The sequence below is a fragment of the uncultured Campylobacter sp. genome (assembly GCF_938045775.1).
Classification (GTDB): domain Bacteria; phylum Campylobacterota; class Campylobacteria; order Campylobacterales; family Campylobacteraceae; genus Campylobacter_B.
The window spans coordinates 1-1,153 of the sequence record NZ_CALIBH010000114.1; the positions used below are offsets into that span (position 1 = coordinate 1).

Below are 1,153 nucleotides of genomic sequence, written 5' to 3' on the forward strand. Positions count from 1 at the left end.
CAAAAAGATAAAATTTAGGATCAAAATGCAGATAAAATTAAACGGCAAAGCTTACGAAACGGCTGCGAGCGATCTTGACGGGCTGAAGCGCGAGGTTAAATTTAGCGGCGAGATCGTCGTAATAAACGGCTATGCGAGCACGCAGAACTGCGAGCTGAAGGCGGGCGATGAGCTCTTTTTGCTCGCGCGCGGTGCGGAGCTGGCGCCGCAGGAGCTTCGTGCGCTGATGTTTGCTCGCAACGCCCCCGCCGTAAACGCCGCGCTGCAAGGCTCGCGCGTGGCGATCTGCGGGCTCGGAGGGCTCGGTTCGAACGTTGCTATCCTGCTTGCGCGCGCGGGCGTGAGCGAGCTCTTTTTGATCGACTTTGACGTCGTCGAGCCGACCAACCTCAACCGCCAGCAGTACGAGATCGGCGATCTTTACAAGCCCAAGACGGCCGCTCTGCGCGAAAAAATCGCGCGCATAAACCCGTTCGTGCGCGTGCGAACCTTAAATGAGCGACTTACCGCGCAAAACGTAGCCGAAATTTTAAAAAACGAGCGTATAATTTGCGAGTGCTTCGACGACGCGGCGGCGAAAGCGATGCTTTTCGACGCGCTCGGCGGCACGGATCGCTTTTTGATCTGTGCTAGCGGCATGGCGGGCAGCGGCGGCGCCAACGAGATCCGCACGACGCGGCTCGGCAAAAACGTCTTCGTCTGCGGCGACCGCAAAAGCGCTGCGGCTCAGGGTGTGGGGCTGCTCGCTCCGCGCGTGGCGATCTGCGCCGCACATCAGGCAAACGTCGCGCTTAGGCTGATTTTGGGCGAGGAGGGCTAGCTTGACGCTTATCGCGCGCCTGCATTTCTAAATTTACGCGCCTTTGTGTATTGTCGCTAAATTTAAGCCTCACGCGATTATTTTTGAGAAGTAGCGAGCGTTTCGGCGGCATACGACGCGTTTAAAAGCGGCGTGAAATTTACCGCGCGCCGCGTAAATTTAGCCGCGAGATCTAAATTTAAACGACGAAATTTAAACTATTTGCCGTGCCTAGCTAGCGGGCAGGTAGAATTTTAAAATTTATTCAGCGCGAGCGAGCTACTTTTGAACGTAGGATTTAAAATTCCGCGCAGCGAAGCGGGCTGCAGTCTGCGCGTGAAATTTTAAAATTTT

The 1,153-nt window shown here is 55.2% G+C and carries 1 protein-coding gene; it reads left to right on the forward strand.

The features are described 5' to 3' along the window. Positions 1-820, forward strand: an 820-nt coding sequence (gene thiF / locus Q0238_RS04335) for a sulfur carrier protein ThiS adenylyltransferase ThiF (RefSeq protein WP_297943229.1), incomplete at its 5' end; no start/stop codon positions are given. Positions 821-1,153: the final 333 nt, after the last annotated feature.